The organism is Streptomyces flaveolus (assembly GCF_014648815.1).
GTDB lineage: Bacteria > Actinomycetota > Actinomycetes > Streptomycetales > Streptomycetaceae > Streptomyces > Streptomyces flaveolus.
In genome coordinates this window covers 89,587-105,135 of the sequence record NZ_BMRV01000009.1, presented here as the reverse complement: position 1 = coordinate 105,135, position 15,549 = coordinate 89,587, and the positions used below count along the sequence as shown (strand labels likewise).

12 protein-coding genes and 1 pseudogene are annotated in these 15,549 nt (G+C 71.5%); 5 read left to right on the top strand and 8 right to left on the bottom strand.

Annotated elements, in window-relative coordinates; genetic code table 11:
* Positions 1-128: 128 nt before the first annotated feature.
* Positions 129-1,271 carry a citrate synthase/methylcitrate synthase gene (locus tag IEZ05_RS21560; RefSeq protein WP_189231833.1) on the bottom strand — a complete coding sequence of 381 codons (1,143 nt, stop codon included), beginning with the start codon at positions 1,269-1,271 and terminating at the stop codon, positions 129-131.
* A gap of 113 nt (positions 1,272-1,384) precedes the next feature.
* On the opposite strand from IEZ05_RS21560, the gene IEZ05_RS21555 reads away from it, so the two are divergent.
* From IEZ05_RS21555 to IEZ05_RS21540, 4 genes are all read left to right on the top strand, one after another.
* On the top strand, positions 1,385-2,647 hold the full coding sequence (locus IEZ05_RS21555) for a citrate synthase (protein ID WP_189231832.1): 1,263 nt from the start codon (positions 1,385-1,387) through the stop codon (positions 2,645-2,647).
* Positions 2,648-2,701: 54 nt separating this feature from the next.
* Positions 2,702-3,643: a sucrase ferredoxin gene (locus IEZ05_RS21550; RefSeq protein ID WP_189231831.1), complete on the top strand. Its 942-nt coding sequence runs from the start codon at positions 2,702-2,704 to the stop codon at positions 3,641-3,643.
* Between the two features lie 125 nt (positions 3,644-3,768).
* A complete protein-coding gene (locus IEZ05_RS21545; protein WP_229869794.1) occupies positions 3,769-5,499 on the top strand; it encodes a sensor histidine kinase in 1,731 nt (576 codons plus the stop codon).
* A complete protein-coding gene (locus tag IEZ05_RS21540; RefSeq protein WP_189231830.1) occupies positions 5,496-6,176 on the top strand; it encodes a response regulator in 681 nt (226 codons plus the stop codon). The genes IEZ05_RS21545 and IEZ05_RS21540 overlap by 4 nt, the downstream gene beginning before the upstream one ends.
* A gap of 40 nt (positions 6,177-6,216) precedes the next feature.
* Here the strand turns inward: IEZ05_RS21540 and IEZ05_RS21535 are convergent, their stop codons facing one another.
* The 4 genes and pseudogenes from IEZ05_RS21535 to IEZ05_RS21525 form a co-directional block, all read right to left on the bottom strand.
* Positions 6,217-7,809, bottom strand: a complete 1,593-nt coding sequence (locus IEZ05_RS21535) for a solute symporter family protein (RefSeq protein WP_189231829.1) — start codon at positions 7,807-7,809, stop codon at positions 6,217-6,219.
* Complete coding sequence (locus IEZ05_RS21530) at positions 7,806-8,369, bottom strand: DUF485 domain-containing protein (protein WP_189231828.1); 564 nt, start codon at positions 8,367-8,369, stop codon at positions 7,806-7,808. The genes IEZ05_RS21535 and IEZ05_RS21530 overlap by 4 nt, the downstream gene beginning before the upstream one ends.
* A gap of 69 nt (positions 8,370-8,438) precedes the next feature.
* Positions 8,439-8,543: pseudogene (locus IEZ05_RS36415) on the bottom strand (DNA-binding response regulator); the annotation flags it as partial.
* Positions 8,544-8,674: 131 nt separating this feature from the next.
* Entirely contained in the window at positions 8,675-10,798 is a 2,124-nt protein-coding gene (locus IEZ05_RS21525) for a DNA gyrase/topoisomerase IV subunit B (protein WP_189231827.1), read from the bottom strand.
* A gap of 444 nt (positions 10,799-11,242) precedes the next feature.
* On the opposite strand from IEZ05_RS21525, the gene IEZ05_RS21520 reads away from it, so the two are divergent.
* Positions 11,243-11,473: a DUF7455 domain-containing protein gene (locus IEZ05_RS21520; RefSeq protein ID WP_189231826.1), complete on the top strand. Its 231-nt coding sequence runs from the start codon at positions 11,243-11,245 to the stop codon at positions 11,471-11,473.
* 109 nt (positions 11,474-11,582) lie between these two features.
* Here the strand turns inward: IEZ05_RS21520 and IEZ05_RS21515 are convergent, their stop codons facing one another.
* From IEZ05_RS21515 to IEZ05_RS21505, 3 genes are all read right to left on the bottom strand, one after another.
* Entirely contained in the window at positions 11,583-12,443 is an 861-nt protein-coding gene (locus IEZ05_RS21515) for a serine protease (RefSeq protein WP_189231825.1), read from the bottom strand.
* Between the two features lie 154 nt (positions 12,444-12,597).
* Positions 12,598-14,130 (bottom strand): RNA polymerase sigma factor, encoded by a 1,533-nt coding sequence (locus IEZ05_RS21510; protein WP_189231824.1) that lies wholly within the window; start codon positions 14,128-14,130, stop codon positions 12,598-12,600.
* Positions 14,131-14,634: 504 nt separating this feature from the next.
* The gene (locus IEZ05_RS21505) at positions 14,635-15,522 is read right to left on the bottom strand and encodes a FadR/GntR family transcriptional regulator (protein WP_189231823.1); all 888 of its coding nucleotides are present in this window, start codon (positions 15,520-15,522) and stop codon (positions 14,635-14,637) included.
* Positions 15,523-15,549: the final 27 nt, after the last annotated feature.

Sequence of the window (15,549 nt, the reverse complement as noted above, 5' to 3'; positions counted from 1 at the left end):
CTCTCCGGCCGCACCCACCGTCACCCGCGCCGGACACCCCACCCGGCGAGCAGCCCGGCACCCCGTCCTTGCTCGACGCCCCCCCGACCAGGCCTGGCGCCCGAACGGCACCAGGCCACTCGCGTCTCTCAGGCCACCGCGGGCACGTCGACCGGCGCCTGCGGCCCCACGTACCGGGCCGCCGGCCTGATGATCTTCGAGTCCCCCGCCTGTTCCAGGATGTTCGCGCTCCAGCCCACCACCCGTGCCGCCGCGAACGTCGGGGTGAACATCTCGCGCGGCAGACCGCACAGCTCCATGACCACGCCCGCGTAGAACTCGACGTTGGTGTGCAGTTCCCGCCCGGGCTTCAGTTCCGCGAGGATCGCCTCGACCTGCCGCTCCACCTCTACCGCGAACTCCACGCGCGGGCCGCCGAATCCCCGCGCCACCTCGCGGAGCAGCCGGGAGCGGGGGTCCTCCGTGCGGTAGACCGCGTGGCCGAAGCCCATGATGCGGTCGCCGGCGAGCACCCGTTCACGGATCCAGGGGTCGATGCGGTCGGGCGTGCCGATCGCGTCCAGGGTGTCCAGGGCCCGACTCGGCGCCCCGCCGTGCAGCGGCCCGGACAGCGCCGCCACCGCTCCGGCGAGGCAGGCCGCCACATCGGCGCCCGTCGAGGCGATGACCCGCGCGGTGAACGTGGACGCGTTGAAGCCGTGATCAATGGTGGAGATCAAGTACTGCTCGACCGCTCGCGTGCGCCGCTCGTCCGGTTCCGTGCCGGTCAACATGTACAGGTAGTTCGCCGCGTACGGGAGGTCCTCGCGCGGCTCCACGGGGTCGAGTCCCCGCCCGAGCCGGTGCAGCGCGGTGAGCAACGTCGGTACGGCCGCGGCGGCCACGAGGGTGTCCTGGCGGCGCCGGTCGGCGTCCAGGTCGTACACCGGCCGGAAGCCTTGGGCGGCGCCCAGCAGTGACAGTGCCGTGCGCATCCCGGCCAGCGGACCGGAGCGCCCGCCGGCCGCCGCGATGGCGGGCAGCGCGGTCCTCACCTCGTCGGGCAGCCGCCGCAGTGCCGCGGTCTCCGCGGCGAAGGCGGCAGCACGCCCCGCGTCCGGCAGTTCGCCGTTGACCAGGAGATACCAGACGTCCTCGAAGCCACGCGTCCGCGCCAGCTCGACGGCCGAGTACTGCCGGTAGTGGTAGAAGCCCTCGAGCCCCCTGACATCACCGACCTCGGTGTCGGTGACCACGACCCCCGCGAGTCCTCGCGGCACGTTGACAGACATGCTTACCTCCCTGCGCTCAACACAACTGTCTATACTTGACCATCTCCCTGTCAATATTGATTGAATCAATGTGTTCGCTGGATCCGGCCCCGAGGATCGATACGGTGACTCCCATGCGCGATCGAGAACCCGGCCACTCCTCCGCCGACACGGAGCGGCGCCTGACCACCCGGGAGGCAGCCGAGCTGCTGGGCGTGAAACCCGAGACCGTCTACGCGTACGTCAGCCGCGGCCAGCTCAGCAGCCGCCGCTCGCCCGGCGGCCGGGGCAGCACCTTCGACGCCGAGGAGGTGCGGTCGCTCGCCCGCCGCAACCGGCGCGCGAGCGGCACGACCCAGCCCTCCGGACAGGAACTGGCCGTACGCACCCGCATCACGCTCATCGACGAGGACCGGTACTACTACCGGGGCGTCGACGCGGTGGACCTCGCCACGCGCCACAGCTACGAGGAGGTCGCCGAGTGGCTGTGGACGGGGCGGCTGCGCCCCGGCATCTCGTTCACCGCGCCCGAGGCCTCGGTGGCGGTCGCCCGCCGGGCCGTCGACGCCCTGCCCGAACACGCCGGCCCCACCGACCGGCTGCGCGTCGCGGCCATCGCCGCCGCGGCCGCGGACCCGCTGCGCTTCGACCTGTCCGAGGACGCCGTGCTGGGCACCGCCCGGGTCCTCATCCCGACCCTGGTCGCCGCGCTGCCGCCCGTACTGCACGAGCACCACGACCGGGGCCCGCTGGCCCACCGTCTGTGGACACGGCTGAGCGGGCGGCCCGCCGACGAGGCGTCGCTGCACGTCCTCGACACCGCGCTCTCCCTGCTCGTCGACCACGACCTGGCCGCCTCCACGCTCGCCGTGCGGGTCGCCGCGTCGGCGCGGGCACACGCGTACGCGGCCGTGTCCGCCGGGCTCGGCGTGATCGAGGGCCCGTTGCACGGCGCGGCCGGCGGACTCGCCCACCGGATGCTGCTGGAGGTGCTCGACCAGGGCAGCGCGGTGCCGGTGATCGCGGAGGAGCTGCGGGCCGGCCGCCGGATCCCGGGGCTGGGCCACCGGCTCTACCCCGGCGAGGACCCACGCGCGCGTGCCCTGTTCTCCCTTCTGGAGGACATCCCCGGGGCCGCGCCCGCCCTCGCCGCGGCCCGCGACGTGGTGGCCACCACCGCCCGGCACACCCCCCTGCACGCCAACGTCGACCTGGCGCTCGCCGTGTTCACCGCCTCGTCCGGCATGGCCGTCACCGCCAGCGAGACCATCTTCGCGGTGGCCCGCACGGCGGGCTGGATCGCGCACGCGCTGGAGGAGTACGGGGAACGCCCGCTGCGCATGCGACCCAGCGGTCTGTACTCGGGTCCGAGGCCGCCGCAGCCCTTGCCGGAGTAGCTCCCGAGCGCGGCTGGAAGTCATTGCGAGCCAACTCAGGTTAGGCTCACCTCTGTGAGTACGTGCTCAACCGTCTCCCGAGACCTCGACGAGCCCGTTTCGGGGACGGCACCGGTCGCGAGGACCTGGCTGCTACTGGAGCAGCCGGGTCCCTGGGGCGCGAAGGCGCTCACCTCCAGCCACCTGGATCCCGCCCTGGGCCGCGCCCTGGAGGCGGCCGCGAAGGGGACCGGCGTGCGCATCGCGCTGATCCGCCGCCCCGGCCGCCACGCGGACCGCCACACCCCGGCGGACCGCCGGGTGTACGCGGCCCACACCACGCCGGGGAACGCGTGGGTGCACGGCGCCGTCCTCTCGGACCCCCGCCGGCTGCTCGACCTCGACTTCGCCGCGCTCGGCAGGGGCGACCGCGGCTCCTTCGACGCGGCGCTCACGGGCGGTCCCCACACCGGCGATCCGCTCGTCCTCGTCTGCACCAACGGAAAGCGCGACCGCTGCTGCGCCCTCCTCGGCCGTCCCCTGGCGGCCGAGCTCGCCGCCTCCGGGCTCGAGGGCGTCTGGGAGGTCACCCACCTCGGCGGACACCGCTTCTCACCGACCATGCTCGTCCTGCCGTACGGATACGCGTACGGCAGGGTCCGGGCCGACGACGTCCAGGACATCCTGTACGGCGTCCGGGACGGCCGGGTCGTGGTGGACAACTGCCGCGGGAACTCCGCGTGGGACCGTCCCGGCCAGGCGGCCGAACTGGCCGTGCGCTCGGCGCTGGGCGAGGACGCCGCGCAGGTGCTGAGCGTCGTCCGCACCGACGGCTGCGCCCCGCGCTGGGAGGTGACCGTGGCCCACGCCGACGGGCGGCACTGGCGGGTCACCGTCGCCCAGGGCACGTCGCTGCCGGCCCGCCCCGAGAGCTGTGCGACCTCGGTGCTCGGCTCGCCCGCCCGGATGGAGGTCACGGCGGTCCGTGAGCTGACGGTGACGGCGCTGGCGAGCTGAGGCCGCGGCCGGACGCCGAACCGTCCGGTCGTGCGCTCACCCGGGAAGCCTCGCCAGGCCCCGTGCGCGAGATCCGCACCACACCCGGCTTCGGCATGCCCCGGCCCCCACGTACCGTCATGGGTATGAGCTCCACTCCCCCCGTTCGCCGCCTGCGCCTCGGCCTGCCGCGGCGGGTGTTCTCCCAGGTGCTGCTGATGCAGCTGGCGATCGCCGCGGGAGTCGCGGTGCTCGCGACCGGGCTGTTCCTGGCACCGCTCGGTGACCAGCTGGACGACCAGGCGATGCGCCGGGCCCTCGCGATCGCGCAGACCACCGCGCAACAGCCGCAGATCGTCCGGGACCTGCGCGGCACCCCGCCGACGCCGGGCGGCCCGGTACAGCGGGAGACGGAGCGGATCCGCGAGGCGACCAAGGCGGAGTACGTCGTCGTGATGGACCGGCAGGGAGTGCGCTGGTCGCACACCGACCCGGCACGGATCGGCTCGGTCGTCTCCACCGACCCCGGGCAGGCCCTGGCCGGCCGTGAGGTCATGGAGATCGACGACGGCACCCTGGGCCGTTCCGCGCGCGGCAAGGTCCCCCTGCGCGACAGCGACGGCGAGATCGTCGGGGCGGTCTCGGTGGGCATCGCGTACGACAGCGTCCGGGCCCGGCTGATCCACGCCATTCCCGGGCTGCTCGCCTACGCCGGAGGCGCCCTGGCCGTCGGCGCGCTGGCCGCCTGGCTCATCGCGCGCCGGGTCCAGCGGCAGACCCGGGACCTGGCCTTCTCGGACATCGCGGGGCTGCTCGCCGAGCGCGAGGCCATGCTGCACGGCATCAGGGAGGGCGTCGTCGCCCTGGACCGGGGCGGCCGGGTCCGGCTCCTCAACGACGAGGCACAGCGTCTGCTGGGCATCGGCTCGGAGGCCGTCGGACGCTCCCCCGACGAGGCGCTCGGCGCCGGCCGGACCGCCGATGTCCTGGCCGGGCGGGTGACCGGCACCGACCTGCTGACCGTGCGAGGCCAGCGGGTCCTGGTCGCCAACCGGATGCCCACCGACGACGGTGGCGCCGTCGCCACCCTGCGCGACCGCACGGAGCTGGAGCAGCTCGGCCGGGAGCTGGACTCGACGCGCGGTCTGATCGACGCCCTGCGCGCCCAGGACCACGAGCACGCCAACCGCATGCACACGCTGCTGGGACTGCTCGAACTGGAGATGTACGACGACGCCGTGGACTTCGTCGGCGAGGTGGTCGGCGACCACCGGGCCACCGCGGAGCAGATCACCGAACGGATCGGGGACCCGCTGCTCGCCGCCCTGCTGGTCGGCAAGGCGACCGTCGCGGCCGAACGCCAGGTCGCCCTGTGGGTGTCGGACCGGACACGGCTGCCGGACCGCCTGGTCGACCCGAGGGGACTCGTCACGGTCGTCGGCAACCTGGTCGACAACGCGCTGGACGCCGTGGCGGGCGCACCGCACGCGCGCGTGGAGGTCGAACTGTGCGCGGAGGGCCGTGCCGTCACGCTCACCGTGCGCGACACGGGCCCGGGCGTCCCGCAGGAACACCGGGAGCTGGTGTTCACCGAGGGATGGTCCACCAAGGAACCGCCGGCGCACCGGCGGCGCGGCATCGGGCTGTCCCTGGTGCGCAGGCTCGCGGAGCGGCAGGGGGGCGGTGCCACCGTCCGCGCGGCGCACGGTGGGGGCGCGGAGTTCGTCGTCGTCCTGCCCGAGGCACTGACCGAGGCGGACCCGGAGCCCGCACTCACCGCCCCGGCGCGTCCGGGCCCCGACGGCACCGGTCCCGACAGCACCGCCGCCGTGAACACCACCCCCGTGAACACCGCTGCCGAGGAGGAGTCCCGATGATCGAGGTCCTGGTCGTGGACGACGACACGCGGGTCGCGCAGGTCAACGCCGCCTACGTCGAGAAGGTGCCGGGCTTCCACGTGGCCGGCGAGGCGCACACCGCGGCGGAGGCGCTGCACCGGGTGGAGTCCCTGTCCCGCCTGGACCTGATCCTGCTGGACCACTACCTGCCCGACCGGACCGGCCTGGAGGTCGTCCAGGAGATGCGGCGACGCGGTCACCAGACCGACGTCATCATGGTGACGGCGGCGCGGGACGTATCGACCGTCCAGGCGGCGATGCGCCAGGGCGCCCTGCAGTACCTCGTCAAGCCGTTCGCCTTCGCGGGCCTGCGCGCAAAGCTGGAGGCCTACGCGGAGCTGCGCCGCACCCTCGACGGCGGGGGTGAGGCCGAGCAGGCGGAGGTGGACCGCATCTTCGGCGCCCTGTCGGCGCCGTCGGAGCCGGGGCTGCCCAAGGGCCACTCCCCCACCACCGCAGAGCTGGTGCGCCAGTGCCTGATGAACGCCGGCGGGCCGCTGTCCGCCCAGGAGATCGCGGAGCGGACCGGGGTGAGCCGCCAGACCGCCCAGCGCTATCTGAAGCTCCTGGAGCGCACGGGACGGGCCCGGCTGACCCTCAAGTACGGCGACGCGGGCCGTCCGGAGCACCGTTACGAGTGGGCCACCCGCGCCTGAGGTGCCGGGCAGGCCGTGGGCGGACGTGGCCGTCTTCGGCCTACACGGCCCCCGCCCCGGTCAGCGACCGCACTTCGGTCTCGGCGTGCCGGGCCTCGTCGGGGATCTCCGTCGAGGTGACCGTGCCGAGCCAGCCCGCGACGAAGCCCAGCGGGATCGAGACGAGGCCGGGGTTCTGCAGCGGGAAGTACTGGAAGTCGGCGCCCGGGAACAGCGACTGTGGGCTGCCCGACACCACCGGCGACAGCAGCACCAGCACCACGGCTGGGATCAGCCCGCCGTAGACCGCCCACACGGCGCCGCGTGTGGTGAAGCGGCGCCAGAACAGTGCGTAGAGCAGCACCGGCAGATTGGCTGACGCGGCGACGGCGAAGGCGAGCCCCACCAGGAAGGCGACGTTGAGGTCGCGGGCGAGCAGGCCGAGAGCGATCGCGACCGCACCGATGCCGACGGCGGCGACGCGCGCCACGGCGACCTCACTGCGCGGCTCGGCACCACGGCGCCGCAGGGACGCGTACAGGTCGTGGGCCACGGAGGCCGAGGAGGCCAGGGTGATGCCGGCGACCACCGCGAGGATGGTGGCGAAGGCGACGGCAGCCACGATCGCGAACAGGACCGTGCCACCGGTGGAGTCCGCGCCGCCGCCGAGGTCGAGCGCCAGCAGCGGCACCGCGGTGTTCCCCGCCGCGTTCGACGCGCGTACGGCGTCCGGCCCGACGACGGCAGCGGCACCGAAGCCGAGCACGATCGTCATCAGGTAGAAGCCGCCGATGAGGCCGATCGACCAGACCACCGACCGCCGCGCCGCGCGGGCGGTGGGCACGGTGTAGAAGCGGGACAGGATGTGCGGCAGCCCGGCCGTGCCCAGTACCAGGGCGAGTCCGAGGCTGATGAAGTCGAGGCGGGAGGTCCAGTCACCGCCGTACGCCAGTCCGGGCGCCAGGAACGCGTCGCCGTGGCCGCTGCGCTCGGCCGCCGCGCGCAGCAGCCGGTCGACGTCGCCGTGGAAGCGCACCAGGACGAGCGCGGTCAGCGCCACGGTGCCGCCGAGCAGCAGCACCGCCTTCACGATCTGGATCCAGGTGGTGGCCCGCATCCCGCCCAACGACACGTAGATCACCATCAGGGCGCCGACGCCGATGACGGTCCAGGTCCGCGCCGCGTCGCCCGTGCCCCCGAGCAGCAGCGCGACCAGGCTGCCCGCGCCCACCATCTGCGCCACCAGGTACAGCACGGACACGGTGACCGAGGAGGTGCCCGCCGCGATCCGCACCGGCCGTTCCCTCATGCGCGCGGCCACGACGTCCGCGAGGGTGAACCTGCCGCAGTTGCGCACGAGTTCGGCGACCAGGAACAGCACGACGAGCCAGGCGACCAGAAAGCCCACGGAGTACAGCATGCCGTCGTACCCGTACAGCGCGATGAGGCCGGAGATGCCGAGGAACGAAGCGGCGGACATGTAGTCGCCCGCGATGGCAAAACCGTTCTCCATCGGGGAGAAGAGACGGCCCCCAGCGTAGAACTCCTCCGCCGATCCCTGCCGGTGACGGCTCACCCACGTCGTGATCCCCAGGGTGACGGCGACGAAGGTACTGAACAGCAGCAGGGCAAGCGTCTGGTGGTCGCCCGTCATGAGGTACCGCCTCGGACGCCTCGGGTCAGTTCCTGGGTGTCCCAGCGCAGTTCGAGCGCGGCGCGGTCCCTGCGCAGCCGAGCGTGCCGGGCGTACGCCCAGGTGAGCAGGAACGTCGTGAGGAACTGCCCGAGCCCCGCCAGCATCGCCACGTTCACGGCCCCGGCCACGGGACGGGCCATCAGCCCGGGCGCCGCCGTGGCGGTCACCACATAGGCGACGTACCACGCGAAGAAGGCGACGACCGCCGGCACCACGAACCGCCGGTACCGGCTGCGGACCTCCTGGAAGGCCGCGCTGCGCTGCACCTCCAGGTACACGTCGGCCGCGTCCCGGGGAGCCCGCCCCGCCGCTTCCGGGCGCATCGGGGGCACCGCAGCCACGGGAACTCCCGCGCCCTCCGACTCGCCCCACCCCGAGGCGAGGGCGTCGTACCAGGGGTCGTCGTACCTCGGGCTCGCGGACGCCTCGGGAAAGGCCCGGTCCCGGCCCTCGCGGTGGTCGACCGCGACCTCGGGACCGACCCCGGCACCGCGGGGGCGATCGTTGCTTGACTGCATGCCCAAGGATGGACAGAACGGGAAGATCCCCGACTCTTCTTCCCCACGCACTTCACCCCATCAGGTGACTCACCCCGCTGGTGGCCGCACGATCCCCTTCCCGTACGCGCAACGCACCGCCTGGGCGCGGTCCTTGATTCCCGTCTTGGCGAACAGGTTGTTGATGTGGCACCGGCCTCCACGCACGGGTAGAGGAACTCCAAGACCGCCTCTGCGGGCGGCGCCCCGCCCACCGCACAGCTCACGGCCCGGCCCCGGGCCCCGTCCAGGAGACGGGGCCCGGGGCCGGGCGGGTGGGGTTACCGCTAGGCGTCGATGCGCGACCGGTCCAGGGTCGCCGCCGAGTTGGAGATGAACTCCTTGCGGGGAGCGACGTCGTTGCCCATCAGCAGATCGAAGACCTGCTCGGCGGATTCCAGATCGGTGAGGTTGATCCGGCGCAGAGTACGGCGGCGCGGGTCCATGGTGGTCTCGGCCAGCTGGTCGGCGTCCATCTCGCCGAGGCCCTTGTACCGCTGGATGGAGTCCTTGTAGCGGATGCCCTTGGTCTGGAACTCCATGAGCTTGTCGCGCAGCTCGCGGTCCGAGTACGTGTAGACGTACTTGTCCTGGCCCTTCTTCGGCTGGGTGAGCTCGATGCGGTGCAGGGGCGGCACCGCGGCGAAGACCCGGCCGGCCTCGACCATGGGCCGCATGTAGCGGTGGAACAGGGTCAGGAGCAGCGTCCGGATGTGGGAGCCGTCCACATCGGCGTCGGTCATCATGATGATCTTGCCGTAACGGGCCGTGTCGATGTCGAAGGTACGGCCCGACCCGGCTCCTATGACCTGGATGATCGCGCCGCACTCGGCGTTCTTCAGCATGTCCGTCACGGACGACTTCTGGACGTTGAGGATCTTGCCGCGGATCGGCAGCAGCGCCTGGAACTCGGAGTTCCGGGCGAGCTTGGCCGTACCCAGCGCGGAGTCGCCCTCGACGATGAACAGCTCGCTGCGGTCGACGTCGTCGCTGCGGCAGTCGGCGAGCTTCGCGGGCAGCGAGGAGGACTCCAGGGCCGTCTTGCGGCGCTGGGCGTCCTTGTGCTGGCGGGCGGCGATGCGCGTGCGGGCCGCGGCGACGGCCTTCTCCATGACCACACGGGCCTGCTGGGCGGCGTCACGCTTGGTCGAGGTCAGGAACGCCTTGAGTTCCTTGCTGATCACGTTGTTCACGATGCGCCGGGCCGCCGAGGTGCCGAGGACCTCCTTGGTCTGGCCCTCGAACTGCGGCTCGGCGAGACGGACCGTGACGACCGCCGTCAGGCCTTCCAGGGCGTCGTCCTTGACGATGTCGTCCTCGGCGACGCGCAACATCTTCTTGGCGCGCAGCACCTCGTTCATCGTCTTGGCGACCGCCTGCTCGAAGCCGGCGACGTGGGTGCCGCCCTTGGGCGTGGCGATGATGTTGACGAACGACCTGAGCGTGGTGTCGTACCCGGTGCCCCAGCGCATCGCTACGTCGACGCCCAGCTCGCGGGTGACCTCGGTGGGCGTCATCTGCCCGTACTCGTCGAGGACCGGGACGGTCTCCTTGAAGCTGCCCTGCCCGCTGAAGCGGAGGACGTCACAGACGGGCCGGTCACTGGCCAGGAACTCGCAGAACTCGCTGATGCCGCCGTCGAAGCGGAAGGACTCCTCGCCCTTGCTGCCGCCGTCGCCGAGGCCGAACTCGTCACGGACGACGATGGTCAGTCCGGGCACCAGGAACGCGGTCTGGCGGGCGCGCTGGTGCAGCGTCTCCAGGGAGAGCTTGGCGTCCTTGAGGAAGATCTGCCGGTCGGCCCAGTACCGCACGCGCGTGCCGGTGCGGTTCTTGGGAATCTTCTTGGCCTTGCGCAGTCCGCTCTTGGCCTCGAACTTGGCGTCCGGGCCCGCGCCCGCGAAGGCACCCGGGACGCCGCGCCGGAAGCTGATGGCGTGGGTGTTCCCGCCGCGGTCCACCTCGATGTCGAGGCGGGCGGACAGGGCGTTCACCACGGACGCGCCGACGCCGTGCAGGCCGCCCGAGGCGGCGTACGAGCCGCCGCCGAACTTGCCGCCGGCGTGCAGCTTGGTCATGACGACCTCGACGCCGGACAGGCCGGTCTTGGGCTCGACGTCGACCGGGATGCCCCGGCCGTTGTCCCGGACCTCGACCGAGGCGTCGTCGTGGAGGATCACCTCGATGTGGTCGCAGTAACCTCCGAGGGCCTCGTCGACGGAGTTGTCGATGATCTCCCAGAGGCAGTGCATCAGGCCACGGCTGTCGGTCGATCCGATGTACATGCCCGGACGCTTGCGCACGGCCTCGAGCCCCTCGAGGACGAGCAGGTGCCGCGCGGTGTAGTTGGATCCGTCCCGGTCTGCTCCTGCCAGCAGCGCAGTGGACGGCACGGACGTATCGGCGGTCACGCGGTTCGCTCCTCGCTGAATTTCAGATGGGGCCTCGCTGGGTAAGGGCGCGGCTCGGTTCACCGGTCAGAGGGTACAGAGGCCTGGTAGAGCCGGTGTAACGCCACCCTCGCGGAAAACTCACCCTAGTCCACGGTCGTATACTTGTTCGATCCCTCGATGGGGTGAAGTACACATCACGTTCCCTTCGAGGCATGAACCATTTAGGCTCCGGGCACGTCCTCATGAACAAACCGGCAACCCAGCCGGCGGGACCGACCCACTGACCGACCGCGCGAACCCGTACGACACACAGACACGCAATACGGCACATTCGCCGCCAACCGGCAACAGCCGGCCACTCGGAAGAAATTTTTTCGAGGAAAAGCCACGAGCGGGAACGTTTTGGGGCTGGTTGGATGTTGACCCTGGTACGACAGCTCGTCGAGCTAGAGAAGAGGCGACGTGACTACTGTTCTGACTTCCGCGAGCCCGCTGACGGCCGCTGATCGCTGCGACCGCTGCGGCGCCCAGGCATACCTGCGCGTCGTCCTGCTGAGCGGCGGAGAACTGCTCTTCTGCGCCCACCACGGTCGCAAGTTCGAGCCGGAACTCAAGAAGATCGCCGCTGAGATACAGGACGAGACGGAGCGGCTGACGGCCGTTCCCGAGTCTTCCCCCGAGGAAGACCGCTGACGCTGCGCGCCCAACGACGAGCGAACCGGCACAAGCCGAGTGAACGGGCGGTCGCCTCCGACACGGAGGCGGCCGCCCGTACTCGTGTCCGGTGAGCCCTCAGAGCGCGTCAGGCGCCCTGTCGCTGGTGCGGGGCCCGGTCCCAGCCCAGTGCCCGCAGGGCGGCGGAGATGCGCGTGTACACCCCGGGATTGCCGGGGCGCCCGCAGCCGTTCCCCCAGGACACGAGCCCGATGAGTCTCCCCTGGGCGACGAGCGGTCCTCCGCTGTCCCCCTGGCAGGCGTCGCGCCCGCCGGCTTCCACCCCCGCGCACAGCATGGTGCTCCGCAGGTACCTTCCGTCACCACCCCCGGGATAGGCCCGTTCACACAGGGCGTCGGACAGGACGCGCACGCGTGAGGCCCGCAGACCGTTGGCGTAGGCTCCCGCGCCCGTGGTGTCCCCCCACCCGTAGACCAGCGCTTGGGTCCCGGGTCCGTAGGCGGGGTCTCCCTCGGCCGCCATTCCTATGACCGAGCCGGCGGGAAGGGCCTCGGAGAGGGTGAGGACGGCGAAGTCGCCGGCGTTGCTGACGTCGTCGTGCGCCGGGTTGACCCAGACGTCACGCACGGGGATCTCCTCTCCCTCGTCCGAGAGCAGGTCCGTGCGACCCGCGATGACCTTCAGGTCACGTACCTGTTCGGGCGGGGACCCCAGGACCTCCTCACCGAGGCAGTGGGCCGCCGTGAGCACGGTGCTCCGGCCGACGGCGACTCCGCCGCAGAACTGTCCCGCACGCGTACCTCCGAACCGGTCACGACTGGACAGGGCCACGGTCCACGGACTGTCGGACACGTCGACCGGAAACCCGCCGACGACGATGCTGTCGGTAGAAGCCGAGGCGGGGGCGGCGGACGCCAGCGGTATCGCGGTCGCCGCGGCCGCCAGGACGAGCGGCCGGGCCAGTGCCCGGGCAAAGAGGCGACGCATGCAGACTCCTCACGGAGGGGTGGACAGGGAACACCCAGAGTGATCCACCCCGTCGCACCTCGCACCCGCTGGTCAGCACGAAGGCCCGGTCCCCCACCAGGGGAACCGGGCCTTGCCGGTCCTACGCCCGCCTTCGCGGGACGTACGGCCGCTACTAGTCGAGGTAGTCGCGCAGCACCTGGGAGCGCGACGGGTGACGCAGCTTCGACATCGTCTTGGACTCGATCTGACGGATGCGCTCGCGCGTGACGCCGTACACCTTGCCGATCTCGTCGAGGGTCTTCGGCTGACCGTCGGTGAGACCGAACCGCATGGAGACGACACCCGCCTCGCGCTCGGACAGGGTGTCCAGGACGGAGTGCAGCTGCTCCTGGAGGAGCGTGAAGCTGACGGCGTCGGCCGGGACGACGGCCTCGGAGTCCTCGATGAGGTCACCGAACTCGCTGTCGCCGTCCTCGCCCAGCGGGGTGTGCAGGGAGATGGGCTCGCGGCCGTACTTCTGGACCTCGATGACCTTCTCCGGGGTCATGTCGAGTTCCTTGGCCAGCTCCTCCGGGGTGGGCTCGCGGCCCAGGTCCTGGAGCATCTGGCGCTGCACGCGCGCGAGCTTGTTGATGACCTCGACCATGTGCACCGGGATACGGATGGTGCGGGCCTGGTCGGCCATGGCGCGGGTGATCGCCTGACGGATCCACCAGGTGGCGTACGTGGAGAACTTGTAGCCCTTGGTGTAGTCGAACTTCTCGACCGCGCGGATCAGACCGAGGTTGCCCTCCTGGATCAGGTCCAGGAAGAGCATGCCGCGGCCGGTGTAGCGCTTGGCCAGGGAGACCACCAGACGGAGGTTGGCCTCCAGCAGGTGGTTCTTGGCGCGGCGGCCGTCCTCGGCGATGATCTCCAGCTCACGCTTGAGCTTGGGCGCGAGCTTGTCCGAGTTCGCCAGCTTGTCCTCGGCGAAGAGGCCCGCCTCGATGCGCTTGGCGAGCTCGACCTCCTGCTCGGCGTTGAGCAGGGGGACCTTGCCGATCTGCTTGAGGTAGTCCTTGACCGGGTCGGCGGTGGCGCCGGCCGCGGCGACCTGCTGGGCGGGAGCGTCGTCCTCGTCCTCGTCGGACAGCACGAAGCCCGCGTTCTCGGTGCCCTCGGGCTCCTCGGTCGCGGCCTTCGGCTCCTCGATCGCCTCGTCCTCGAGAAGCTCGCCGTCGTCCTTCTTGGCGGTGGTCTTCTTGGCCGCCGTCTTCTTGGCGGTCGTCTTCTTCGTCGCCGCCTTCTTGGCGGTGGTCTTCTTGGCCGCCGCCTTCTTGGCCGACGCCTCTTCCTCGGATGCGGGGTCGGTGGCGGGCGCCGCCGGGGTGGCGGGGGCGGTGGCCTTCCTGCTGGTCACCGTCTTCGCCGCGACCGTCTTGGTGGCGGTGCGCTTGGCGGGACTCTTCGCTGCGACGCTCTTTCGGGTGCGCTTGGGCTCTGCGGCACTGACCATCAGCGTCACACCCTCTTCCTCGAGGATCTGGTTGAGGCTGCGCAGTACGTTCTTCCACTGAGTGGCCGGAATCTGGTCAGCTTCGAAGGCCCGACGCACGTCATCGCCGGCGATCTGCCCCTCAGCCTTTCCCCGCTCGATGAGCGCCATGACAGAGACGGATTCGGCGATCTCCGGCGGGAGCGTACGGGATGTGCTGGCCGACACGAACAACCTCTCGGAACGTTGGAAAACGGCTTCCGGCCCCGTCCAGGACGGACAGGAGCCGACCGCCGGCTTGGGGGTGGGCCGACGGCGCGGGCGGGGGCCGGGGAGATGCACAGCGCCGTGAACGGCGTCCGTATTCCCTCCGCGGCTGTCACCTCTTAGGTCATCGCGTTGTTCCCGCGAGCGTTACGCCCAATCCGCGTGGCCCGAGTCACACCCCGTAAGCACTTAAAACCGGTCACACGCGAACAAAGAGGGACGTCAATCGTTCCGGTTCGACCATGCCTGGCGCCTCAGGCGGTTCATCACACCGTCGGAGCACCGCGGGGCGCCGGGAGGACGCCGTCGGTGCACCGCCAGGACACCGACGGGGACCGCCAGGACACGGGCGGACCCCGCGGGATCCCGAAGATCCCGCGAGGTCCGCGGTGACGGCGAACCGACCGGCCACTGCCAGAGGAGGGGGCTGGTGCGGCCGGCGCGCGCCGTGTCGGCGGAGCGCGGTCAGTGCTCGCGCGGGGCGGGCACCACGCGGTCCACCTCGGGGTGGACGGTCAGAAGCTGACGCATGGCCGTCTCGGCCGCCCCGCCGTCACCGGCCGCCAGGGCGTCGACGATCCGGCCGTGCTGCGCCAGCGAGGCGTCGTTCGGACGGTCACAGCCCGTGACCGGTCCGCCGGAGACGTGGAGGGCCGCGGACACGATCCCCGAGAGGTGCCCCAGCATGCGATTGCCGGCGACCTGGATGAGCAGCGTGTGGAACTCGGCGTCGGCACGGGAGGAGGTGAGCGCGTCGCCCTGCCCCATGGCGTGCCCCATGATCCCGACCATGTCGCACAGCCGCTGCTGGACGTCCTCGCGCCCGTGCCCGGCGGCGAGGCGCGCGGCGAGCGGCTCGATGGTCCAGCGCAGCTCACTGAGCTCGCGGCGCTGATCGTCGCGCTGCGGCCCGAAGGCACGCCATTCGATGATGTCGGGGTCGAGGAGATTCCAGTCACTGACGGGACGCACCCGCGTACCGACGTTCGGGCGGGCACTGACCAGGCCCTTGGCCTCCAGGACACGGAGCGATTCACGGACGACGGTACGGGAAACCTCGAAACGCTGGCCGATCTCCTCGGGCACCAGGGGACGGTCGGCCCCCAGATCGCCCGAAACGATCATCTGGCCGAGCTGCTGGACGAGTTGCCCGTGCAGCCCGCGCCCCCGGCTGCCCCCGGTACGCCGGCCCACCCGCCCCAGCTCGGGCTCCACGCCCTCCCAGGCGGGCACCCCGACGCGGTCGGCGGCGGGCGCCTCGGCGTACGGGTAGCGGTCGAGTTCGCCCGGGTTCGCGAGGCCGGAGTCGGCGGAGCGGGCGGCGGTCATCATGGTGTGCGCAAGGGTAGTCACGCATCCTTTGTCGGCCTGGTCCCCAAC

Excerpts from the sequence above, each read along its gene's own strand:
- IEZ05_RS21560 (WP_189231833.1), bottom strand. The coding sequence starts at position 1,271 with ATGTCTGTCAACGTGCCGCGAGGACTCGCGGGGGTCGTGGTCACCGAC.
- IEZ05_RS21555 (WP_189231832.1), top strand. The coding sequence starts at position 1,385 with ATGCGCGATCGAGAACCCGGCCACTCCTCCGCCGACACGGAGCGGCGC.
- IEZ05_RS21545 (WP_229869794.1), top strand. The coding sequence starts at position 3,769 with ATGAGCTCCACTCCCCCCGTTCGCCGCCTGCGCCTCGGCCTGCCGCGG.
- IEZ05_RS21540 (WP_189231830.1), top strand. The coding sequence starts at position 5,496 with ATGATCGAGGTCCTGGTCGTGGACGACGACACGCGGGTCGCGCAGGTC.
- IEZ05_RS21535 (WP_189231829.1), bottom strand. The coding sequence starts at position 7,809 with ATGACGGGCGACCACCAGACGCTTGCCCTGCTGCTGTTCAGTACCTTC.
- IEZ05_RS21530 (WP_189231828.1), bottom strand. The coding sequence starts at position 8,369 with ATGCAGTCAAGCAACGATCGCCCCCGCGGTGCCGGGGTCGGTCCCGAG.
- IEZ05_RS21515 (WP_189231825.1), bottom strand. The coding sequence starts at position 12,443 with ATGCGTCGCCTCTTTGCCCGGGCACTGGCCCGGCCGCTCGTCCTGGCG.